The sequence below is a fragment of the Pseudomonas sp. LF020 genome (genome assembly GCF_053456425.1).
This window is the reverse complement of the sequence record NZ_JBRFIX010000003.1, coordinates 70152-91586: the sequence shown is the minus strand read 5'-3', so window position 1 is coordinate 91586 and position 21435 is coordinate 70152. Positions and strand designations below refer to the sequence as shown.

Annotated in this window: 20 protein-coding genes and 2 tRNA genes; 8 read left to right on the top strand and 14 right to left on the bottom strand. The window is 60.1% G+C overall.

The window, feature by feature from the left end; translation table 11 throughout:
* Positions 1-4: 4 nt before the first annotated feature.
* The gene (recX, locus tag ACU680_RS08115; protein ID WP_003222270.1) at positions 5-475 is read left to right on the top strand and encodes a recombination regulator RecX; all 471 of its coding nucleotides are present in this window, start codon (positions 5-7) and stop codon (positions 473-475) included.
* Positions 476-530: 55 nt separating this feature from the next.
* On the opposite strand, the gene ACU680_RS08110 is transcribed toward recX, so the two are convergent.
* Complete coding sequence (locus tag ACU680_RS08110) at positions 531-1649, bottom strand: LOG family protein (protein WP_400759601.1); 1119 nt, start codon at positions 1647-1649, stop codon at positions 531-533.
* Positions 1650-2010: 361 nt separating this feature from the next.
* Here ACU680_RS08110 and ACU680_RS08105 point away from each other — a divergent pair, with 361 nt between their 5' ends.
* Positions 2011-2196 (top strand): hypothetical protein, encoded by a 186-nt coding sequence (locus ACU680_RS08105; RefSeq protein WP_448179420.1) that lies wholly within the window; start codon positions 2011-2013, stop codon positions 2194-2196.
* Here ACU680_RS08105 and ACU680_RS08100 read toward each other — a convergent pair whose 3' ends face one another.
* On the bottom strand, positions 2197-2622 hold the full coding sequence (locus ACU680_RS08100) for a PA3611 family quorum-sensing-regulated virulence factor (protein ID WP_448179173.1): 426 nt from the start codon (positions 2620-2622) through the stop codon (positions 2197-2199). It lies immediately after the preceding gene.
* 189 nt (positions 2623-2811) lie between these two features.
* Between ACU680_RS08100 and ACU680_RS08095 the strand changes: the two genes are divergently transcribed.
* The 3 genes from ACU680_RS08095 (at position 2812) to ACU680_RS08085 (ending at position 4871) form a co-directional block, all read left to right on the top strand.
* Positions 2812-3558: a tRNA-uridine aminocarboxypropyltransferase gene (locus ACU680_RS08095; protein ID WP_448179172.1), complete on the top strand. Its 747-nt coding sequence runs from the start codon at positions 2812-2814 to the stop codon at positions 3556-3558.
* Between the two features lie 225 nt (positions 3559-3783).
* Entirely contained in the window at positions 3784-4434 is a 651-nt protein-coding gene (gene erdR, locus ACU680_RS08090) for a response regulator transcription factor ErdR (RefSeq protein WP_367083434.1), read from the top strand.
* 74 nt (positions 4435-4508) lie between these two features.
* Positions 4509-4871 (top strand): diacylglycerol kinase, encoded by a 363-nt coding sequence (locus tag ACU680_RS08085; protein WP_003222276.1) that lies wholly within the window; start codon positions 4509-4511, stop codon positions 4869-4871.
* On the opposite strand, the gene ACU680_RS08080 is transcribed toward ACU680_RS08085, so the two are convergent.
* A complete protein-coding gene (locus ACU680_RS08080) occupies positions 4868-5794 on the bottom strand; it encodes a LysR family transcriptional regulator (protein WP_025110814.1) in 927 nt (308 codons plus the stop codon). The genes ACU680_RS08085 and ACU680_RS08080 overlap by 4 nt on opposite strands.
* A 133-nt stretch (positions 5795-5927) precedes the next feature.
* On the opposite strand from ACU680_RS08080, the gene fpr reads away from it, so the two are divergent.
* Positions 5928-6707, top strand: a complete 780-nt coding sequence (fpr, locus tag ACU680_RS08075; RefSeq protein ID WP_007908723.1) for a ferredoxin-NADP reductase — start codon at positions 5928-5930, stop codon at positions 6705-6707.
* 177 nt (positions 6708-6884) lie between these two features.
* Here the strand turns inward: fpr and tsaA are convergent, their stop codons facing one another.
* The 5 genes from tsaA to rimO form a co-directional block, all read right to left on the bottom strand.
* Entirely contained in the window at positions 6885-7583 is a 699-nt protein-coding gene (gene tsaA, locus ACU680_RS08070) for a tRNA (N6-threonylcarbamoyladenosine(37)-N6)-methyltransferase TrmO (protein ID WP_367083437.1), read from the bottom strand.
* A 204-nt stretch (positions 7584-7787) separates the two neighbouring features.
* Positions 7788-8255 carry a YehS family protein gene (locus tag ACU680_RS08065; protein WP_007964379.1) on the bottom strand — a complete coding sequence of 156 codons (468 nt, stop codon included), beginning with the start codon at positions 8253-8255 and terminating at the stop codon, positions 7788-7790.
* A gap of 73 nt (positions 8256-8328) precedes the next feature.
* Positions 8329-9039, bottom strand: a complete 711-nt coding sequence (locus ACU680_RS08060) for an rRNA pseudouridine synthase (RefSeq protein WP_367083439.1) — start codon at positions 9037-9039, stop codon at positions 8329-8331.
* Positions 9040-9228: 189 nt separating this feature from the next.
* Positions 9229-9702, bottom strand: coding sequence for a GNAT family N-acetyltransferase (locus tag ACU680_RS08055; protein WP_448179171.1), 474 nt, complete (start codon positions 9700-9702; stop codon positions 9229-9231).
* Positions 9703-9904: 202 nt separating this feature from the next.
* Positions 9905-11242, bottom strand: a complete 1338-nt coding sequence (rimO, locus tag ACU680_RS08050; protein WP_007964382.1) for a 30S ribosomal protein S12 methylthiotransferase RimO — start codon at positions 11240-11242, stop codon at positions 9905-9907.
* Positions 11243-11591: 349 nt separating this feature from the next.
* Here rimO and ACU680_RS08045 point away from each other — a divergent pair, with 349 nt between their 5' ends.
* Complete coding sequence (locus tag ACU680_RS08045) at positions 11592-13433, top strand: potassium transporter Kup (protein WP_443200884.1); 1842 nt, start codon at positions 11592-11594, stop codon at positions 13431-13433.
* 162 nt (positions 13434-13595) lie between these two features.
* Here the strand turns inward: ACU680_RS08045 and ACU680_RS08040 are convergent, their stop codons facing one another.
* From ACU680_RS08040 to ACU680_RS08020, 5 genes are all read right to left on the bottom strand, one after another.
* Positions 13596-13922 carry a DUF3077 domain-containing protein gene (locus tag ACU680_RS08040; RefSeq protein ID WP_448179170.1) on the bottom strand — a complete coding sequence of 109 codons (327 nt, stop codon included), beginning with the start codon at positions 13920-13922 and terminating at the stop codon, positions 13596-13598.
* Between the two features lie 519 nt (positions 13923-14441).
* A complete protein-coding gene (locus ACU680_RS08035) occupies positions 14442-15734 on the bottom strand; it encodes a virulence factor family protein (protein ID WP_007964390.1) in 1293 nt (430 codons plus the stop codon).
* On the bottom strand, positions 15734-18373 hold the full coding sequence (gene mprF, locus ACU680_RS08030) for a bifunctional lysylphosphatidylglycerol flippase/synthetase MprF (RefSeq protein WP_007964392.1): 2640 nt from the start codon (positions 18371-18373) through the stop codon (positions 15734-15736). The genes ACU680_RS08035 and mprF overlap by 1 nt, the downstream gene beginning before the upstream one ends.
* 279 nt (positions 18374-18652) lie before the next feature.
* Positions 18653-18729 (bottom strand) — tRNA-Met (locus ACU680_RS08025).
* A 220-nt stretch (positions 18730-18949) separates the two neighbouring features.
* Positions 18950-19026 (bottom strand) — tRNA-Met (locus ACU680_RS08020).
* Between the two features lie 280 nt (positions 19027-19306).
* On the opposite strand from ACU680_RS08020, the gene dinB reads away from it, so the two are divergent.
* On the top strand, positions 19307-20368 hold the full coding sequence (gene dinB / locus ACU680_RS08015) for a DNA polymerase IV (RefSeq protein ID WP_003222295.1): 1062 nt from the start codon (positions 19307-19309) through the stop codon (positions 20366-20368).
* A 109-nt stretch (positions 20369-20477) separates the two neighbouring features.
* On the opposite strand, the gene ACU680_RS08010 is transcribed toward dinB, so the two are convergent.
* A complete protein-coding gene (locus tag ACU680_RS08010) occupies positions 20478-21431 on the bottom strand; it encodes a hypothetical protein (RefSeq protein WP_448179169.1) in 954 nt (317 codons plus the stop codon).
* Between the last annotated feature and the right edge of the window lie 4 nt (positions 21432-21435).

The window sequence follows — 21435 nt, the reverse complement described above, 5'->3', positions numbered from 1 at the left end:
AGCGATGACCACCGCCGTACTCGATACCCTCGTCGCGGTGCGGCGAACCGCCATGGACCTGCTCGCTCGACGCGAGCATGGTCGAGTCGAGCTGACGCGTAAACTGCGTCAGCGCGGCGCCGAGGCGGAAATGATCGAAACAGCCCTCGACCGGTTGACGGAAGAGGGGCTGCTTTCCGAAGCCCGTTACCTTGAAAGCTTTGTTTCCTACCGTGCCCGTTCCGGTTACGGCCCTTTGCGTATTCGTGAAGAGTTGGGCCAGCGTGGTTTGCAACGCGCCGATATCGAACTCGCCCTGCGTGAAAGCGGTATCGACTGGCAGGAGCAGCTTCGGGAGACGTGGCAGCGCAAGTTCTCCGGGCATTTGCCGATTGATGCCAAGGAACGCGCCAAACAAGGCCGCTTTCTAGCCTATCGGGGCTTTTCGATGGAGATGATCAACCGCTTGTTCAGCGGCAGAGGGATGGACGATTAAGTCGGTTGAACAAAAACGGCCCGCTATGAAAATAGCGGGCCGTTTTTTTTTGCCTTCAGATTACCTTTGATGGCTCACGGGCACGTTGAGTGGTCTGCGGTTTGCTGTGAGCCCAGTTTTCCGGGAGGTTGATGTAATCCACCAGTTCCCTGAGTCGGCCATGGTTCCGGGCATTGAACGCGAAGGCCAGCCGCACCAGATGGCTGTACTGCGCTTCGTCGTGTTCCTCGCCGCTGTAGGCGTGTTGATGGAACTGGTCGCTCAGGCACAGATCGGCAAAGGCTTGCTGCATATGTTCCAGTGCCTGCTCGCTGAGCTTGTGATGCATACGAATCACGAACTGACGCTTGAGCCAGCGGCTGGAGTGGAAGTTGCTGTAGAACTGGTTGATCTGCTGCACCGCCTCGTCGACGCTGTAGACCAGTCGCATCAGTTGCAGGTCGGTGGGCAGAATGTAGTGGTTTTCTTCGAGCTGCTGACGAATGAAATCCAGGGCGCCTTGCCAGAATGTACCCCCCGGCACGTCCAGCAACACCACGGGCACCAACGGACTTTTACCGGTCTGGATCAGTGTCAGCACTTCCAGTGCTTCGTCCAGGGTGCCGAACCCGCCAGGGCACAGCACCAGCGCATCGGCTTCCTTGACGAAGAACAGTTTGCGGGTGAAGAAGAAATGGAATGGCAGCAGGTTGCCAGTGCCATTCACGGTCGGGTTTGCATGTTGTTCGAAGGGCAGCGTGATGTTGAACCCGAGACTGTGATCGCGCCCGGCGCCTTCGTGCGCGGCAGCCATGATCCCGCCACCCGCACCGGTGATGACCATCATGTCTGATCGGGTCAGGGCCGCGCCGAGTTCACGGGCCATTGCATACAGCGGATGCTCCACCGGCGTGCGCGCCGAGCCGAATACCGTGACTTTGCGTCGTCCCTTGAATTGTTCCAGCACCCGGAACGCCTGCTCCAGTTCGCGCAGGGCTTGCAGGGTGATCTTGGCGTTCCAGCGGTTGTGATCTTCCTGGGCCATGCGCAGCACGGTCAGGATCATGTCGCGGTAAATCGGCAGGTTCGGGCTGTCGGGAGAAACCTGAGTGAGTTGTTCTTCGACCCTGCTGATGAGGTCGGGGAGTTGTTCCTGAAAATGCCGGCTGAGCAGGTCATTCGGTTGGTAAGGCATTCAACGTCTCCTTCTGCACAGAGCGGTGGCTCTGACGTGCGGCGTCAGTGCCGCGCTGCAAAAACACACACGATCGGCAGTTCCTTTGCTGCCGTGAACAGATGATCGGGAATACTTTGAATCTAGACCCTTGCACGCAATTGCGCTGACTTCATCATTGCCATGCAGACTCGCTCCAGGCAACCGCTCATTGTTCTTTGCCGCAATGAATTCACCGCTCGTCCGAACGTCCACCGTAGAGCAATCGCTCTGATTTACTGACTTACAGGCACCGTACGACAGTTTTGCGACAACGTCTGTACGCAAGGTGCACGCTTTTCAAGGATTCGCGGGTGGCAAGGAGGCGGGATAGAAGGCCAGAGTGGTTCTGGAGATCGATACGCAGCTGTATCGGATGTTGAAAGCATCGGCCGAGACCAATCAAGTGAGTCTCGAAGAGGAGTGCTGCCGTCGGCTGGCAGGGGGAGAGCGACGCTCTCGTTATTTGCAGGCCCTGGTGGCCGAATTGCGCGCCGAGGATGAACAACGGCGCGCCAACACCGGATGATTACTTCTTCTTCGCCGGGGCCGCTTTCGGGCAGTCGGAATCCTGGTAGCTGGCCGAACCGATAGCCTTGTTGGTTTTATATTCACTGAAGTCGTAACGCATGATCGCGCCCTTGGCCATCAGCTTGCGGTACGACGGGTTATTGCACACCGAAGCACCCAGCTGGAAATACACGGCTTTTGGATCGGCGCGCATCTTCTCGGCGTGGCTGGCTTGCACGCTCAGGTGGTTGATCAGGGTGATGCCTTCAACGGTGTAGCCCTGATCGAGAATGTCTTCGTTGATCGCCCGTGGTGTGCCGACGCTGCTTTGTTCAGCGATGTTGCGCAGTTCGCGATTCAGATTCTGCTCTTTCAGGGACGCAGCTTGTGCGCTGAAGGACAACGCCAATGCGATGGCCGCGGTGGGAACGATAAGGCGCAGCATGAAACTCTCCTGATTCAGTGACTGGTGGTTCGACCAGCCCCGTGGCTGTGCGTTCAGTGGCGGCGAATTATAGGGGAGCCGGTCTGGACGGTACAGGCTTGTGCCCGTTGCTCTGATAAACTGGCGATCTTTATTGCCTTGCCGAGTGTTGTTCGTGTCGAGTTTTCCTGCCTTCGGGCGCTGTCTGCAATGAATCACGCCCCCAACGCCGTCGCCCGCCTGCGCGACCAGCGCGAAGATGAAGGTATCAAGCCGATTCAGGCTCGGGGTTTTCGCTCCGAGCGTTGCCGCGACTGTCGGGTGATCATCAGCCATTGCCTGTGTGCCTGGCGCCCGACGGTCGACACCCGTTCCGGTGTGTGCCTGATCATGACCGGCAAGGAAGTGTTCAAGCCGAGCAACACGGGCTGGCTGATCGCCGATGTTGTGCGCGACAACCATGCATTCATCTGGTCGCGCACCGAGCCGGACGAACAGATGCTGGCGCTGCTCAACGATCCGCAATGGCAGCCGTATCTGGTGTTTCCGGGCGAATACGTCGAGCCGTCGCGGGTAACCAACACCGTCGCACTCGATAGCAGCAAGCGGCCGCTGTTCATTCTGCTGGACGCGACCTGGACCGAGGCGCGCAAGATCTTCCGCAAGAGTCCGTATTTCGACCGCTTGCCGATTCTCAGCCTGCTGCCCGACAGACTCTCGCGCTATCGCCTGCGCCGTTCCACCCGCAGCGAGCATTTGTGCACCGCCGAAGTAGCGGCGCTGTGTCTGGAACTGGCAGGCGACAGCGACGCCGCGTCGGCACTGGACGCCTATTTCGATGTGTTCAGCCAGCATTATCTGGGCGCCAAACAGCAGCTGGAACTCAACGAGTCGACGCCGGCCCATGCCGAGTTGCTGCCCTATATACGAAAGCCGCAAGCGGTGTTGGCCCCATAGTGGCCCATACTTCACCCAGCGGCGGCCGTGCTGCTTGACCACCCCGGCTTCGCTGGGCATGCTTGGCGCCGATTGGGGTGCGGCCAAGGTTTGAAACGCCGTGTTTGCTGTTGATTGGCGTTGAACGTGCCCCTGTGGATATCGCTTCAAAAGCGGCATCTCGAGTTGCTTTGGCCAGACCGGAATGCGCCGCGTCTGCCATCAAAAAACAGGATCATTTGAAAAATGGCCACATACGACATCCTGATTGCCGATGATCACCCTCTGTTTCGCAGCGCACTGCATCAGGCAGTGACCCTGGGTCTTGGCCCGGACGTTCGACTGGTGGAGGTGGCGAGCATCGCCGAGCTGGAAGCACGCCTGACCGAAAAATCCGACTGGGATCTGGTCTTGCTGGACCTGAACATGCCCGGCGCGTTTGGCTTTTCCGGGTTGGTCATGCTGCGCGGTCAATATCCGCAGATTCCGGTGGTGATGGTCTCGGCGCAGGAAGAAGCCTCGGTCATGGTCAAGTCCCGCGAGTTTGGCGCCAGTGGCTTCATTCCCAAGTCCAGCGACCTCAGCGTGATTCAGCAAGCCGTGCGCAAAGTGCTCGATGGCGATGTGTTCTGGCCCCCACAGGCGTTCGAAGCCGTCAGTGTCTCCGATGAAGCCAAAGCCGCCAGCGACGGTCTCGCCAGCCTGACGCCGCAGCAGTTCCGCGTGTTGACCATGGTCTGTGAAGGCTTGCTGAACAAGCAGATCGCCTATGAGTTGAACGTGTCCGAGGCGACCATCAAGGCCCACGTCACAGCAATTTTTCGCAAGCTGAACGTGCGCACCCGGACACAAGCGGCATTACTTCTGCAACAACTTGAGTCAATTCCGAGCCAATAATGGCGGTCGTCTTCACGCTTTTTTGACTTTTGTTGCTCTAGCTTTCCCACTCCTTTCTGGTTGGTTTTTACGTTATGTCACCTTTCAAGGGCCAGACCGGCCTGAAACGCATCCTCAACGCATCCGGCTACTCGCTGGACGGCCTGCGCGCAGCCTTCACCGGCGAAGCCGCGTTTCGCCAACTGGTGCTGCTCAATGTGGTGCTGATTCCGCTGACGTTTTTCCTGAATGTCAGCCGCGTCGAACAGGCGCTGCTGATCGCCGTGTGCCTGCTGGCGCTGATCGTCGAGTTGCTGAATTCGGCGGTGGAAGCTGCGATTGACCGCATTTCACTGGAACTGCACCCGCTGTCGAAGAACGCCAAGGACATGGGCAGCGCCGCGCAATTCGTGGCCCTGAGCATGATCGCCCTGGTGTGGGCGGTGATTCTGCTTTAAGCGATACTCGGCAAGACGATCTCGTCGCTGCGCTGCACCCCGGCGGTGAAAGCGCGGCACAGATCGAGGAATTCGCGCATGGCCGAGGTCTGATACTTCTGCTTGTGCCAGATGAAGTAGAACTGCCGGGAGAGATCCAGATCCGGGGTTTCCACCGCCACCAGGCTGCCGCGCCGAAACGCATCACGCAGCGCCAGCCGCGAAATACAGCCAATCCCCAATCCTGATTCCACCGCGCGTTTGATCGCTTCGGTGTGTTCCAGCTCCAGACGGATATTCAGCGCACTGCGATGGTGACGCATGGCCTGATCGAAGGTCAGCCGTGTGCCGGAGCCTTGTTCACGCAGGATCCACGCTTCGTGGGTCAGCTCTTCCATGGTCGCACTGCCGCGTTTGGCCAGCGGATGTTGCGGCGCGCAGAACACCACCAGCTCATCCTCGACCCAGCTCTGCACTTCAATGTCCGGGTGGCTGCAGTCGCCTTCGATTAGACCCAGATCAATTTCATAGTGGGCGACTTGATGCACGATATTGGCGGTGTTCTGCACATGCAGTTTCACCTGGCTTTCCGGATGGCGCTGCATGAATCCGCCGATCAACAGGGTCGCCAGATAATTGCCGATAGTCAGGGTGGCGCCCACTGACAGTGAGCCGAAACCGGATTTGCCGTTGAGCAGGTCTTCGATTTCCTTGGACTGGTCGAGCAGGGCCACCGCTTGCGGCAACAGCTGTTTGCCGAGGGCGTTGAGGCTCAGCCGTTTGCCGGCACGGTCGAATAGCTGGCAGCTGGACTGGCGCTCCAGTTCGGTGATCGAGGTGCTCGCCGCCGATTGCGAGAGGTTGAGCAGACCCGCAGCACGGGATACGCTTTCCTGCTGGGCGACGGCGACGAAGACTTGCAGTTGACGAAGAGTAAATCGCATATCGATATAACCGATAACCCTTATCTTAATAATCCAGTTAACAGATATTGTCGTCGCTATTAGAATGCGTTGCAATTGCGCACTGTCGGCCGCAAAGGCGAGCGCAGACCCAATATCCAGGAGTCCCACGTACATGAGCAACATGAACCACGAGCGTGTCCTCAGTGTTCATCACTGGAACGACACTCTGTTCAGCTTCAAGTGCACCCGTGATCCGGGCCTGCGCTTCGAGAACGGTCAGTTCGTGATGATCGGCCTGCAACAGCCCAACGGCCGCCCGCTTATGCGCGCTTACTCGATCGCCAGCCCGAACTGGGAAGAGCATCTGGAGTTCTTCAGCATCAAGGTGCAGGACGGTCCGCTGACCTCCCAACTGCAGCACCTGAAGGAAGGCGACGAGATCATCATCTCGAAGAAGCCTACCGGCACTCTGGTACTGGATGACCTGAACCCGGGCAAGCATCTGTACCTGCTGAGCACCGGCACCGGTCTTGCGCCATTCATGAGCGTGATTCAGGACCCGGAAACCTACGAGCGTTTTGAGAAAGTGATCCTGGTGCACGGCGTGCGCTACGTCAACGAAGTCGCCTACCGCGAATTCATCACTGAACACCTGCCGCAGAACGAGTTCTTCGGCGAAGCGCTGCGTGACAAGCTGATCTACTACCCGACCGTGACCCGCGAGCCGTTCGAGAACCAGGGCCGTCTGACCGACCTGATGCGCAGCGGCAAGCTGTTCAGCGACATCGGCCTGCCACCGATCAATCCGCAGGACGACCGCGCGATGATCTGCGGCAGCCCGAGCATGCTCGACGAGACCAGCGAAGTGCTCGACAGCTTCGGCCTGAAGATCTCGGCGCGGATGCGCGAGCCGGGTGACTACCTGATCGAGCGTGCGTTCGTCGAGAAGTAAGCACCACGAAACAGCCCCCATTGCCCGCGAAGGCAATGGGGGCTTTTTTATGCCCGAAATATTTCCCTCATGCCTGCCACAATCCATGTAGGAGCTGCCGCAGGCTGCGATCTTTTGATTTTTCTTTTTAAGATCAAAAGATCGCAGCCTTCGGCAGCTCCTACATGGGGCACTGTTTCAAGTTGTGGCGGGGATCACTTCCAGCACGCAAATCTGCTCCGGCGTCGGGTAATGCCAACGCACGTCCAGATCCCAGAACTGCGCGCCGTACTCGCGCTCTGGCGCCGGCGTCTGATACGCCGGGCGCGGATCCTGGGCCAGACACTGCTCGATCAACTCGACCAAAGGCTCGCCAAGGCGCTGAGCATGCCCGTGCGCCTGTTGCAGCGCGGCCTCCGTCCACTGCACGTCGATCAGGTGCGGCGCAGCGCTGGCGATGCTGTTGGAGGCGTCAGCGATGATATCGGCGTAAGGCACATAAGGTTTGATGTCGAGAATCGGCGTGCCGTCGAGCAAGTCGATCCCGGAAATGAACAGCCGATTGGCCTCGACCTTGTCCAGCTTCACCACTGACTGCCCGATGCCATTGGGCCGATGCGTCGCACGGGTGGCGAACACACCCATCGACTTGTTACCGCCCAGCCGTGGCGGGCGCACTTTCAGGCGCGGCTTTTCTTCCAGGGCCTGATGAAACAGGAACAACAGCCAGACATGGCTGACCTGCTCCAGCCCCTGCACGGCATCCCCCTGATCGAACGGCGCCACCAGCTCCAGCACGCCACGGGCGGCGGGGGCCAGTTGCGGCTGGCGCGGGATGGCGAACTTCTCCTTGAAGCAGGAGCGTACGAAGCCGATAGGGGAGACGGTGTAGGTCATGGTCTGGAGTCGAGGCGGGAACAGGGTGGCGATGATAACCCGGGAGGGGTTCAGGGCGGGTGTTGACCGGGCCGGCGCCTTCGCGGGCGAGCCCGCTCCCACGGGGATTTTAGTTGAAATCAGATTTTGTGTTCGTCACAAAACCTGTGGGAGCGTGGCTTGCCCGCGAAGGCCGCGCCGCCGATTCAGAGCTTGCGCTGCAGATCAGCCGCGAACGCGCAGGGTCAGGCCCTTGAGGAAGTTGCGCAGCAACTGGTCGCCGCACGGACGGTAGTTGGTGTGGCCGACCTTGCGGAACAACGCGCTCAGTTCAGGCTTGGACACCGGGAACTCGGCAGCCTTGAGGATCGCGTGCATGTCGTCTTCCTTGAGTTCAAAGGCCACGCGCAGCTTTTTCAGGATGATGTTGTTGGTCACCGGCACTTCGATCGGTTGCGGCGGACGGCTTTCGTCCTTGCCGCGCTTGAACACCACCAGACCGTCGAGGAAGTGTGCGATGACTTCGTCCGGGCAGCGCACGAAACCCTCTTCGTCTTCTTCTTTCTTGTCGAGCCAGGTGATCACGTCGGCGAGGGTCACGTCCATGCCGCCGAGTTTGATGATCTCGACAACTTTCTTGTCGCTGATGTCGAGCATGTAGCGCACGCTGCGCAATACGTCGTTATGAACCATGAGGGTAATCCTGATATTTCGTTGTGGGCAACGCGCAGGCGCGTTGCCGGAGTGTGTGGCGGCAACAGAGGCGTCAGAACTTCTCTTTGCCGGACAGGTAGCGCCATTGGCCCACCGGAACCTTGCCAATCGACACGCCGCCGATGCGGATGCGGCGGATGCCGACGACCTTCAGGCCAACCGCTTCGCAGAACTGCGCGATGATCCCCGGCTGCGGGTTCTTCATGGCGAAGCGCAGGCGGTTTTCGTTCTGCCAGCTGGCCTTGACCGGCGGCAGTTCCTTGCCCTTGTGGGTGAGGCCGTGCTGCAGGCGGTTGAGGCCGTGGGCAACCATGTCGCCCTCGACCTCGACCACGTATTCCTGCTCGATCTTGGCCGCATCGGCAGTCAGTTTGCGCAGCACTTTCCAGTCCTGCGTAAACACCAGCAGGCCGCTGGCCTTGGGCTGCAGATCGGCGCTGGCGGTCAGGCGCAGAAAATGCCCGCGCAACGGACGTTTGCCGTAGCGGTGTTCTTCGCTGAGAGTGTCGGCGCCGAGTGTCTGCATGGCGTCTTCAGTGCTCATGCCGGCCGGCACGTTGAGCAGGATGGTCACCGGCTCTGGCGCGGTGGCCTTGGCGTCCTTGTCGAGTTCGACTTTCTGCTCGCCGACCTTGAATTGCGGTTCGTCGATCACTTCGCCGTCCACGGTGACCCAGCCGCCCTCGATGAACAGCTCGGCCTCCCGGCGGGAGCAACCGACCAGTTCGATGAGGCGTTTGGAGAGGCGAATCGGGTCAGTCATGACAGGGCCGTAACAAAAAAGGGGTGGGCATTGTACCTGCCTGGCGCCGGTTAAGCCCGGTTCCATTTGCAGGGTGTTCGCAATTCCTGTGGGAGCTGGCTTGCCAGCGATGGCATCACCTCGGTGCGTCTGTCAGACCGAGTCATCTGCATCGCTGGCAAGCCAGCTCCTACAGGGTTCTACTATGTGTCAGCCGTTACTTGAGCGCTGCTGGTTCTGCCGCAAGCGCATATGCAGCAGCGGATACGGCTGGCCCATGCCATCCACTTCCGAGCGGCCAATCACCTCAAAACCCTGCTTGAAGTAAAACCCCAGCGCCTGCGGGTTCTGTTCGTTGACGTCGAGTTCATCGGCGTTCAGGTGCTGCATGGCGTAATTCAGCAATTTCTTGCCCAGCCCCTGACCACGGTGCGCCGGGTCGATGAACAGCATTTCAATCTTGCCCGCCGCCACCCCGGCAAAACCGGTAATGCGTTGATTGGCGTCCTTGGTGCAGATCAGCATCACTGCATCGAGGTAGCGAGTGAGCACCAGATTGCGCAGCAATTCGATGTAGCTGTCCGGCAGAAAATCATGGGTCGCGCGGACCGAGGCCTCCCAGACCCGGGTCAGTTCCTGATAGTCGCTGAGTTTCGGCGTGTGAATGACCGAATGCTGACGCATGCCCGTCGCCTCTTTCCAGTGGATAAGCGGGATTCCTTCCCACAGCAAACGATAGCCGCAAAAAAGCCCCGCATCTCGTAAAAAAGAGCGGGGCTTTTGATATCAGCGCAATCCCTGCAGGAGCTGTCGAGTGAAACGAGGCTGCGATCTTTCAAGAGCAAAAGATCGCAGCCTGCGGCAGCTCCTACAGGGTGTGCGGTATTTAGATCTGCTCAGCCCACAGGTCGTATTCGTCAGCGTCAGTCACCTTGCACCAGACCTTGTCGCCCGGCTTGAGGTTGCTGCCGTTGTCGATGAACACGTTGCCGTCGATTTCCGGGGCATCGAAGAAGCAGCGGCCAACCGCGCCTTGCTCGTCGACTTCGTCCACCAGCACTTCGATCTCGCGGCCGATGCGCATCTGCAGGCGTGCCGAGCTGATCGCCTGCTGGTGCGCCATGAAGCGCTCCCAACGATCCTGCTTGACGTCGTCCGGAACGATTTCCAGGTCCAGGTCATTGGCCGGCGCGCCTTCCACCGGCGAGTACTGGAAGCAGCCGACGCGGTCGAGCTGGGCTTCGGTCAGCCAGTTCAGCAGGTACTGGAAGTCTTCTTCGGTTTCGCCCGGGAAGCCGACGATGAAGGTCGAACGGATGATCAGATCCGGGCAGATCTCGCGCCAGTTCTTGATCCGCGCCAGGGTCTTGTCTTCGAACGCCGGGCGTTTCATCGACTTCAGGACTTTCGGGCTGGCGTGCTGGAACGGGATGTCCAGGTACGGCAGGATCTTGCCGGCGGCCATCAGCGGGATCAGCTCGTCAACGTGCGGGTACGGGTAAACGTAGTGCAGACGAACCCAGACGCCCAAGGTGCTCAGTGCTTCGCAGAGTTCGGTCATGCGGGTTTTCACCGGCGCGCCGTTCCAGAAACCGGTGCGGTATTTCACGTCGACGCCGTAGGCGCTGGTGTCTTGCGAAATCACCAGCAGCTCTTTGACGCCGGACTTGACCAGACGCTGGGCTTCGTCGAGCACGTCGCCCACCGGACGGCTGACCAGTTTGCCGCGCATCGACGGGATGATGCAGAAGCTGCAGCTGTGGTTGCAGCCTTCGGAAATTTTCAAGTACGCGTAGTGCCGCGGGGTCAGCTTGATGCCTTGCGGCGGCACCAGGTCGATCAGCGGGTTGTGATCCTGACGCGGCGGCACCACTTCGTGGACGGCGTTGACCACTTGCTCGTACTGCTGCGGACCGGTGACGGACAGCACGCTCGGGTGCACGTCGCGGATATTGCCTTCTTCCACGCCCATGCAACCGGTGACGATGACCTTGCCGTTTTCCTTGATCGCTTCACCGATCACTTCCAGCGACTCAGCCTTGGCCGAGTCGATGAAACCGCAGGTATTGACCACGACCACGTCGGCGTCCTGATAGGTGGACACCACGTCATAGCCTTCCATGCGCAGCTGGGTCAGGATGCGCTCGGAGTCGACCAGTGCTTTCGGGCAACCCAGAGATACAAAGCCAACCTTTGGATTGGCCGGCGCAGGAGTGGTGGACATGTCTAACCTCGGTGTTTTGTGACGTCGCTTGCCGTGTGGGAAAACCGACGGATGGGCGCTTAGGGTGCGCCTCTGATCAAAAAGTGCGCAATTCTAGCGATGAGCAACGCACTTGACCAGCTTTATGCAGGGAAATACGACGAGTGCTGCGCTATGCTTCGCGCCGTTGAGCTTTACCAATTTTTTACAGTCAACAAAACGTCTGTAACAACAGGTAAAACAGCGCATGCTGCACCACAAAGCATAGTGCTTCATTCAAAGAAGCCGGTTTGAGAATCAGGAGTGTTGGATGGGTCAGGCAAGTAGTCAGGCGGCGGGCGCCGAGCATTCGGCTGCAAAACCGCTGAGCATGCTGGTCGCGGCAGTCGGAGTGGTTTACGGCGACATCGGCACGAGCCCGTTGTACACCCTCAAAGAAGTGTTTTCCGGCGGCTATGGCGTGCCCGTCAATCACGATGGGGTGCTGGGCATTCTGTCGTTGATCTTCTGGTCGCTGATCTGGGTCGTTTCGATCAAATACATGATGTTCGTCCTGCGCGCCGACAACCAGGGCGAAGGCGGCATCATGGCGCTCACCGCACTGGCACGGCGTGCGGCGGGGGGGCGCAAGAAGTTGCGTTCATTGCTGGTGGTTTGCGGACTGATCGGCGCGGCGCTGTTTTACGGCGACAGCATGATCACCCCGGCGATTTCCGTGTTGTCGGCGATCGAAGGTCTGGGCCTGGCATTCGATGGCATCGACCACTGGGTGGTGCCGCTGTCGCTGGTGGTGCTGGTCGGCTTGTTTCTGATCCAGAGCCACGGCACCGCGCGGATCGGCATTCTGTTCGGGCCGATCATGGTCACCTGGTTCCTGGTGCTCGGCGCCCTCGGCGTGTACGGCATCAGCCATTACCCGGAAGTGCTGCACGCGATGAATCCGGTCTGGGCCGTGCGCTTTTTCATGGTTCACACCGGCATGGGCGTGGCGATCCTCGGCGCCGTGGTGCTGGCGCTGACCGGTGCTGAAGCGCTGTACGCCGACATGGGCCACTTCGGGCGCAAGCCGATTGCCCGTGCGTGGTTCCTGCTGGTGCTGCCGGCGCTGGTGCTGAACTACTTCGGTCAGGGGGCGCTGCTGCTGGAAAACCCGGAAGCGGCACGTAACCCGTTCTACCTGCTGGCACCGAGCTGGGCGCTGATTCCGCTGGTGGGGCTGTCGACCCTGGCCACGGTGATCGCCTCGCAAGCGGTGATTTCCGGTGCGTTTTCCCTGACCCGTCAGGCGATCCAGCTCGGCTATATTCCGCGCATGTACATCCAGCACACCTCCAGCGATGAACAAGGTCAGATCTACATCGGCGCGGTGAACTGGTCGCTGATGGTCGGCGTAGTGCTGCTGGTACTCGGCTTCGAATCTTCTGGCGCGCTGGCCTCGGCTTACGGCGTGGCGGTAACCGGCACCATGCTGATGACCACCATTCTGGTCTCGGCCGTGATGCTGCTGCTGTGGAAATGGCCGCCGATCCTCGCGGTGCCGGTGCTGATCGGTTTCCTGCTGGTGGACGGTCTGTACTTCGCCGCCAACGTGCCGAAAATCGTCCAGGGCGGTGCGTTCCCGGTGATCGCCGGTATCGCCCTGTTCGTGCTGATGACCACTTGGAAGCGCGGCAAGCAATTGCTGGTCGAGCGCCTCGACGAAGGCGCGCTGCCGCTGCCGATCTTCATTAGCAGCATCCGCGTGCAACCGCCGCACCGTGTACAGGGTACTGCGGTGTTCCTCACCGCGCGCTCCGACGCCGTCCCGCATGCGCTGTTGCACAACCTGCTGCACAACCAGGTGTTGCACGAGCAAGTGGTGCTGCTGACCGTGGTCTACGAAGACATCCCGCGTGTGCCGCCATCGCGTCGATTCGAAGTCGAGGCCCACGGCGAAGGCTTCTTCCGCGTCATCCTGCACTTCGGCTTCACCGACGAGCCGGACGTGCCGCAGGCGCTGAAGCTGTGTCATCTGGATGAGCTGGACTTCAGCCCGATGCGCACCACCTACTTCCTCAGCCGCGAAACGGTGATCGCCTCGAAACTCGAAGGCATGGCTCGCTGGCGCGAGGCGCTGTTTGCGTTCATGTTGAAGAATGCCAACGGCAACCTGCGGTTCTTCAATCTGCCGCTGAACCGGGTGATTGAACTGGGGACGCAGGTGGAGATGTAGGTCCTGCCTTGAATGAAAAGCCCCCGCCAGCCAAAAGGCTGACGGGGGCTTTTTTGTGGGCGGCAACTTCAGATCAAAAGATCGCAGCCTTCGGCAGCTCCTACAGGTTTCGCATTCCATGTAGGAGCTGCCGAAGGCTGCGATCTTTTGATCTTTAAACCTCTACAGGCTTTCAGGTATCTCTGTTTCAGACTCGGTCTTCGTGCGCGCAGGTCGCGGCATCAGTGTCTGGATCACGTCATCAAGCAAAGCCTTGCCCATCACGGTCAGGTAATGCGCAGCCCAGGCGTGGCGGTCGGTGTCTCTGGTGAAGGCAGCGTCTTCGGTGAATGATTTGGCGAGGGACAGCAGGTCGGAGGATTGGGACAGTGCATCGAGGATCGGGATGCCAGAGCGGACATTGAAGAACGCTTGATCCGAGTGGTAGAGGAAGGGGGTGAAGCCGATGGTTTTAACGTTTGCGGTTCCGTGCAGATCAGTTTCGGTCATCGTGATACTCCTTGGTTCGAAGTGCCGTGACTTTCGTTACCACACGAAAGGGAGGCAACTGTACGCAGGGTGGTAAACCGGGAACCAAGGAAACCGGCACGCTCGAAAGCGTCCCACGCACAGCCGCCATAACTTGAAGAGCGGGCTCTTGCGCTGGTTTCTCCGGGTTACCACACCCGATCGCTGAATGGGTCAGCGACATCCGGAGAGTATCCCGTCGAAAAACAGCGCAATAGAGCGGCACAGCGCCCAGATACGAGTTTCGGAGTTTGCCTACAAGGTCTGTGGGCGTCATCCGATATTGCGAAACTGAAAGTAAACGAAACTAAACGTCTGACACATGATTCCCTGTGGGAGCGAGCCTGCTCGCGAAGGCGTAGTGTCAGTCGGCGAATCTGTTGACTGACCCGCCGCATTCGCGAGCAAGCTCGCTCCCACAGGGGATTTTGGTGGAGGCTGGAATGTAAAAAGCCCCCGCAACCGTGAGGCTGCGAGGGCTTTCCGTTTTGCCGGATCAGATCACTCTGCCGGCTGATCCTTGCTCTGACGTTTCTCGATCAAGTCCACCAGACGCTTGGCCAGCGCCGGGTAGTTCTCGTCGAAGTGGTGGCCGCCGGGCAGTTTCACCGCTTCGCCGACTGCAGTCTTGTCGGTGCAGCCGCTTTCGTCGGTTTCTTCGGCGCCGTAGATGCACACCACTTTGGCGGCAGGCAGCTTGGCCATTTCCGGGCCGGTGGCGGCTTCTTTGCCGGCGTTGCCGAGCCAGCCTTCGACTTCGATTTCGAAGCTGCCGGTGCGGGCGAAGGCCAGCAGGATGATGGCGTCGACGCGCTGTTGCTCGGTGTCCGGCAGGCGGTTGTAGATCGCCGGCAGGACGTCGGCACCGAACGAGTAACCGGTCAGGATGAAGCGTTTGGTGCCCCATTTCTGCCGGTAGTGCTGCATCAGTTCGGTCAGGTCCAGCGCGCTTTGCTCAGGGCTCTTGTGCTGCCAGTAGTAGCGCAAGGTGTCGATGCCGACCACCGGGTAACCGATCTTGGCCATCTCGCCGGCCACGTCGCGGTCGAGGTCGCGCCAGCCGCCGTCACCGGAGAGGAACAGGGTCACGGTGTCTTTGGCCTGACCGGCCGGCACTTCCACCACCGGGATCGCCAGACCGCCGTTGGCCTTGTCGCCGCCGACGAGGATCTTGCGCAGCTCGTTGTTCAGCACTTGCGGCAGGTTGATGTCGTAGTCGCTGATGCTGGTTTCGGCGTTCGGTTGATCGCGCACGAAACCGGCGCTGGTGTCGTCCGGGTTATCGTTCCACGCCACCAGCCAGTGGCCGTGGGCGGCGGATTTCGGCAGCAGGTGAGTGCAACCGGGTTTTTCCAGGGCCAGGTCAACCGAGATCGCCTGGGCCTTGTCATCTTTCTGCTCGGACAACCAGCGCCACGCCAGTACGGCGCCAGGGCCGATACCGCTGACCAGCGTGGCCGGGCCATTCAATTCACGCAGGCCGGTTTGCAGGGCGCGGCTCTGTTGCAGGCAGTCCTTGGGCAGAATCACCTGAACGATCTGCGCCGAGGCGCTGCGGCTCAGGGTGCTCAGTTGGTTGTCGGTCAGCTTCTGGTCGTCATTGACCGCGACCAGCACCTGAGCCTTGGGCTGGGTGCCAGGAATGACGCGGGTCATGACCGTGCCGTCGGCGGCCGTCAGTGGTTGCAGAGTCGGTTGCGGTGCCGGGCGTTTGAGGTACCAGTAACCGCCGCCGGCAATCACGGCCAGCACGATCAGTGCGGCCAGGATGTACTTCAGGGAGCGTTGAATCATCAGCGTTTCACCAATCCAGTCAAGCCGCCCGCGATCAGGGCAGCAGTATCGGCCAGCGCCACCAGCGGATCGAGTCCGGCGGGCACTGCCATATAACGGGGTTCCCAGTCAGGCTGGAACTTGTCTTTGAAGCGGCGCAAGCCTTGGAAGTTGTACAGCTGCTCACCACGGCGGAAGACCATCGAGCCCAGACGCTGGGTCAGCGGTGCACCACGCCGGGGTTGCAACCCCGACAACGGCACCATGCCCAGGCTGAAGCGCGCGTATCCGTGACTCTTATAGTGTTGAATCAAACCGACCATCAGGAATTCCATGGTCAGCTTGGGGGCGTCCGGGTGCGAGCGCATCAGGTCGAGACTGGCCAGGTCATGGCTGAAAGTCTCGAGCAGGTTGGCGAACGCCACCGGGCGACCTTCGAAGCGAATCACCGCAATGCGGAAATGCTTCAGGTAATCGTCGCTGAACCGACCGAGGGAGAAACCTTTCTCGCGCACGTTCTTGCCGGTCAGCCACGCATCGGAAATCACTTTCAACTCATCCATCGGCGCCTGGCCCGGCTCATGGATTTCCAGCGACAGACCATCGCGGGTACCACGGTTCCAGGTGTAGCGCAGGTCTTTCATCTCTTTGCCCTTGGCTTCCAGGTCAAAGCGCTGCAGATCGACCCGGGCTTCTTCGCCGAGCTTGATCGCGGTCAGGCCGATGTCCATGTAGTACGGCAGGTTTTCCGCACGTACCTGATAGAACACCGGGCGAGCGTGATGGATGTCGCACAGGTCGCGGAACTGCCAGATCATCTCGGCGCGTTGCTGGCCGGGGCCGATCGGGTCGTACAGTGCCACCAGGCTGCGGCCACGGCGGGCGTACATCAGGAAGGCTTCGTCGTTCTGGTGAAACAGCAACGCCTTGTCACCGGTCAGTGCGAGGCCACCATCGGGTTGCGACGAAGCCATCAGGATTTTCGCCGCGCGATCCAGTTCGTCCGGGGTCGGCAGGTGGATCACCGGGCGCGCGGTACGCAGCAGCCAGGTCAGCGCGATCACCAGCAACAGCACGGCAGCACCGAGCAGCGAACGCAAGCCGCGCGGGGCGTCAGCGTCGAGGGTGAACTGCCACCACAGTTGATGGCTGTATGGAACGTCCTGATAGGCGAACAGCAGCAACCAGGTCGAAGCGCCCAGGACGCACAGGCTGGCCACCAGATACAGCGGCGAGAAGGGCAGTTCGGTCAGGCGACTCGGGCGATAGAACGAACGGCGGAACACCCCCAGCAGCGCAGCGGTGAGGGTCATCAGCGTGGCTTCTTCCCAGTCGAAGCCTTTGAGCAGCGAGAGCAGCGCGCCGACCAGCAACAGAATGGTGGTCAACATCCACGCGGCTGACAGGCGACGGCGCAGGCCCTGCGCCAGCATCAGACACAGCACGCCGATCAGACTGGCGCCGAAGTGCGAGGCGTCGACCAGGCGATGCGGGATCAGAAAACCGATGTGTTCCAGACGCGTGTCGATCTCCGGGGTGGCGCCGGAAAACAGCAGTACCACACCGGACAGGAACACCAGCACCGCCAGAATCGGTGCGGCCAGACCGGATGCGGCGCGCATGGTCTGGGTCTGGAACAGGCGCTGGCCTTCGTTGATCAGCAAAAACAGGCAGGCCACCAGCAGCGGCAGCACCACATAGATCAGCCGATAGAGCAGCAGGGCGGCGGCCAGCGGCGCGGCACCAAGGGTGTCGGCAAACGCGGCGAGCAGGATCGCTTCGAAGACCCCGACACCCCCCGGCACATGGCTGAGGACGCCGGCGGCCAGGGCCAGCAGGTACACCAGCAGGAAAGCGCCGAACGGCGGGGCTTCCGGCAGCAGCAGATACAGCACGGTGGCCGCTGCGGCGACGTCGAGGGCGGTGATGATCAGTTGCAGGAAGGTCAGGCGTCGGCCCGGCAGGCGCAGCGTCCGGCGACCGGCCCTGACCAGCAGGTTGTCGCGGTACGGCTGCTCCGGCAGGCGTCGGCGATAGATGCCGATCGCCAGAATCGCGCCCAGACCCAGCACCACCATGGCAATCGTGCCGAGCAGGCCTTCTGACAGGCCCAGTGCGGCGGAGGCGGCGGGCAGGTCGCTCAGGGTCGCGAGAGCCGCCAGCGGAGGCAGGGCGCACCCCAGCGACAGGCTGGCGAACAGGGTCATGTGCGCGACTTCCGACGCCCCCAGACCATGGCGTGCATATAAACGGTAGCGCACCGAGCCGCCGGACAGCAGCGACAAGCCGATGGCGTTGCCAATCGCAAACGCGGTGAAACCGCCCAGCGCCAGAGTGCGCGGCGGCAGTGTCACGCCGGCATAGCGGCTGGCCGACCATTCATAGCCCAGCAAGATGATGAAGCCGACCACCGTCGCAGCCACTGCGCCGAGCAGGGCCGGTTTTGGCACCGCCAGGATCGAGTCGTGCAATGCGTAGAGATCGAGCTCGCTCAGCAGGTGGCGACAGGCAATCAGCGCAATGGCAAACAGCAGCAACGTGACCGCCAGTCCGATCGGCTGGCGATATTTGCTCAACCGATCCAGCAAGCGCAGGCGCTCGGGTTTGATCGGATGTTCTGCTGTGACGGTGTCTTGTGAATCAGACGAGTTGGCGCGCATCAATCACCTCTTGGATTGTGCGCGACAGGATGGAGGTATCCAGCCAAGTTACCAATCCCTGTAGAAAAAAATAATCACAAAATACTACGCCTCTCATCCGGGATCGGCGAGTGCGGGTCATGGATTGCAGACGTCTTGCCTGCGACTCAAGCATAGTCGCAACTTGGCGGGTCTGATGATCCTGAGCGTTTCACTGCAGCGTGACAGATCATTGTTGCGAAAGGACTTTTTCCACAGATACAAAAAAGGCCACTCTTTCGAGCAGCCTTTTTTGATGTTTGGTTGCGGGAGCCGGATTTGAACCGACGACCTTCGGGTTATGAGCCCGACGAGCTACCAGACTGCTCCATCCCGCGTCTGTGTGGCGGCATTCTACAGGCGAACGGCGGGGTGTCAACCGCTAATCCCGTAAAGGGTCAAATAAGTGTGAATTTGCGTCAAACGGTCGCAGCCCGGCGGTAAGTTTCGGAAATGCAACGAATTCCTGTTCGTCCGGCTGCGCGTGATACAGCACGTCAGTTGAAAAACAGGCGCGCACAAAAAAGGCCACTCTTTCGAGTAGCCTTTTTTGATGTTTGGTTGCGGGAGCCGGATTTGAACCGACGACCTTCGGGTTATGAGCCCGACGAGCTACCAGACTGCTCCATCCCGCGTCTGTGTGTCGGCATTCTACAGAGGATCGCCGGGGTGTCAACCTTGAATCTGGATAAATCTGTTCCTGTTCAATCGCTTAGCGCTTTTTGCAGTGCAGGAGAAGAGCGCGCAGGGCAGGTGGGGCAAGGCTTTCAGCTCTATCGGTCGGTGATTCTCGATTGAGAAAATAAATTCATGGTTGTTTTCCTACAACCTGAAAAGAACCTTCAGACCACTGGTGCTATATACAGGTGCGAGTGAGATACTGCGTTTCCGGCTCGCCATGTTTCCTTTTCTGTCATGACCCAGCGAAAAATCATCCACGTCGACTGTGACTGTTTCTACGCCGCCATCGAGATGCGCGACGACCCGAATCTGGCCGGCAAGCCTCTGGCGGTAGGCGGATCGGCAGATCGACGTGGGGTCATTGCCACCTGCAACTATGAAGCGCGAGCGTATGGCGTACGTTCGGCAATGTCGTCCGGGCATGCCTTGAAACTGTGCCCCGACCTGACCATCGTCAAGCCGCGCATGGATGCCTATCGCGAAGCCTCGAAGGAAATCCATACGATCTTTCGCGATTACACCGACCTGATCGAGCCACTGTCGCTGGATGAGGCTTATCTCGACGTCTCCGACAGCGCGCATTTTGGCGGCAGCGCCACGCGCATCGCCCAGGATATCCGGCGGAGGGTGTCCAATCAGTTGCACATCACTGTTTCGGCGGGTGTCGCGCCGAACAAGTTTCTGGCCAAGATCGCCAGCGACTGGAAGAAGCCCAACGGGTTGTTCGTGATTACCCCGGATCAGGTCGAGGATTTCGTCAGTGGCTTGCCGGTGAGCAAATTGCACGGCGTCGGCAAAGTCACTGCCGACAAACTGGGCAAGCTCGGCATCGTCGATTGCCTGCAACTGCGCGAGTGGGACAAGTTGGCGCTGGTGCGTGAATTCGGCAGTTTCGGTGAGCGACTCTGGAGTCTGGCCCGTGGGATCGATGATCGGTTGGTGCACAACGACAGCCGCCGTCAGTCAATCAGTGTGGAAAACACCTACGATGTCGATCTGCCGGATCTGCGCAGTTGCCTCGACAAACTGCCGGAGCTGCTGGAAACCCTGAAAACCCGCATGGAGCGGATCGACAGCAGCTATCGCCCGGGCAAGCCGTTCGTCAAAGTGAAGTTCCATGACTTTACTCAGACCACACTGGAGCAGGCTGGGGCAGGGCGCGATCTGGGCAGTTATCAGTTGATGCTGACGCAGGCGTTCAATCGCGGCGGGAAACCGGTGCGGTTGTTGGGGGTGGGGGTCAGGCTGGAGGATTTGCGCGGTGGGTTTGAGCAGATGGAGCTGTTTGAGCGTTGAATCGTTAAAGCAAAAGATCGTCCGAACGCGGCCCGAGCCTGCGGCAGCTCCTACAGGGGAATGCATTCCAAAGTAGGAGCTGCCGCAGGCTGCGATCTTTTAATAAAGCTTAATTCGGTCCTGGATCCGCGACCAGGCGCCCCGCATCCTTGGTCAGCGACTTGAGAAAATCCGCCTGCAACTCAGGATCGTTACGCGTCAGTTCAATGAGGCTTTGTTCCAGCTCGCTGGCCTCTTCCTCCAGACCCAGTTCCGACAGACGCTTGACCCGGTGGACCCACTGGCTCACTTCGTCGTCTTCCAGGTCGTCGTAAATCAACCCGTGCGCTTCGAGCAACTTGCTGCGCAAATGGCTGCTGATCGCCAGGGATGAGTCGCTGTGCACGTCATCCTTGCCGTCTTCGACGCTGATCTGCAGCTTGCCGATATGATTCAGGTCATTTTCGGCGAACGGACTGTCCAGCAGGTTCAGGCGCAGCACGCCGTTGCGGTCAGTGGTCATGTCGAAGGTCTGCTTGCCGGCCTTGACCTGCACCGGGCGCTCGCTCCACGGCAGGCTCGAATACTCCATGCGTTTGTCGCGCTGGACTTCATCGATACCGGCCAGGTTCTGTTGCGCACGGCCGTGAGACTGCACGTTCATGAACGGGTTGACCCCGGCAATGCCGTAGTTCAGCCAGTCCTTGGTCACGCTGTCCGGCAGATTGCCCAGGGCGAACACGTTGACCACATTGGCGCCGATACCGGCGACCACGGCCACTGCGCCCAGCGGGATCTCGTAGATTTCGCGCCAGGGCTGGTAGGGCGTGTAGCGGTCGTAACGACGGGTGACTTCGAACTCGGTGACCTCGAAGGTCTTCTGTTCGTTGATCTTCACGCGACGCTGCGGCAGCTCGAGCTCCTTGGGCTCACCGACATCGATCTGCAGGCTGTGATCGAGCAATTTGCGCTCGACCCGCTCTTCGTGCTCGCTGCGCTGTGACATCTGATTGGCACAGCCGCTGACCAGCAGGGCGCCGCACAAGGCGGCACCACCGAGGCCCAAGGTGTTTCGCTTGAACATGAGG

Bases quoted from the DNA above. Each gene is read 5' to 3' on its own strand.
- ACU680_RS08040 (WP_448179170.1), bottom strand. From the start codon at position 13,922: ATGACCGAAACTGATCTGCACGGAACCGCAAACGTTAAAACCATCGGC.
- recX (WP_003222270.1), top strand. From the start codon at position 5: ATGACCACCGCCGTACTCGATACCCTCGTCGCGGTGCGGCGAACCGCC.
- ACU680_RS08045 (WP_443200884.1), top strand. From the start codon at position 11,592: ATGCTGGTCGCGGCAGTCGGAGTGGTTTACGGCGACATCGGCACGAGC.
- tsaA (WP_367083437.1), bottom strand. From the start codon at position 7,583: ATGACCTACACCGTCTCCCCTATCGGCTTCGTACGCTCCTGCTTCAAG.
- ACU680_RS08080 (WP_025110814.1), bottom strand. From the start codon at position 5,794: ATGCGATTTACTCTTCGTCAACTGCAAGTCTTCGTCGCCGTCGCCCAG.
- ACU680_RS08095 (WP_448179172.1), top strand. From the start codon at position 2,812: ATGAATCACGCCCCCAACGCCGTCGCCCGCCTGCGCGACCAGCGCGAA.
- erdR (WP_367083434.1), top strand. From the start codon at position 3,784: ATGGCCACATACGACATCCTGATTGCCGATGATCACCCTCTGTTTCGC.
- mprF (WP_007964392.1), bottom strand. From the start codon at position 18,373: ATGCGCGCCAACTCGTCTGATTCACAAGACACCGTCACAGCAGAACAT.
- ACU680_RS08100 (WP_448179173.1), bottom strand. From the start codon at position 2,622: ATGCTGCGCCTTATCGTTCCCACCGCGGCCATCGCATTGGCGTTGTCC.
- ACU680_RS08055 (WP_448179171.1), bottom strand. From the start codon at position 9,702: ATGCGTCAGCATTCGGTCATTCACACGCCGAAACTCAGCGACTATCAG.
- ACU680_RS08010 (WP_448179169.1), bottom strand. From the start codon at position 21,431: ATGTTCAAGCGAAACACCTTGGGCCTCGGTGGTGCCGCCTTGTGCGGC.
- ACU680_RS08085 (WP_003222276.1), top strand. From the start codon at position 4,509: ATGTCACCTTTCAAGGGCCAGACCGGCCTGAAACGCATCCTCAACGCA.
- ACU680_RS08065 (WP_007964379.1), bottom strand. From the start codon at position 8,255: ATGGTTCATAACGACGTATTGCGCAGCGTGCGCTACATGCTCGACATC.
- ACU680_RS08035 (WP_007964390.1), bottom strand. From the start codon at position 15,734: ATGATTCAACGCTCCCTGAAGTACATCCTGGCCGCACTGATCGTGCTG.
- dinB (WP_003222295.1), top strand. From the start codon at position 19,307: ATGACCCAGCGAAAAATCATCCACGTCGACTGTGACTGTTTCTACGCC.
- ACU680_RS08110 (WP_400759601.1), bottom strand. From the start codon at position 1,649: ATGCCTTACCAACCGAATGACCTGCTCAGCCGGCATTTTCAGGAACAA.
- rimO (WP_007964382.1), bottom strand. From the start codon at position 11,242: ATGTCCACCACTCCTGCGCCGGCCAATCCAAAGGTTGGCTTTGTATCT.
- fpr (WP_007908723.1), top strand. From the start codon at position 5,928: ATGAGCAACATGAACCACGAGCGTGTCCTCAGTGTTCATCACTGGAAC.
- ACU680_RS08060 (WP_367083439.1), bottom strand. From the start codon at position 9,039: ATGACTGACCCGATTCGCCTCTCCAAACGCCTCATCGAACTGGTCGGT.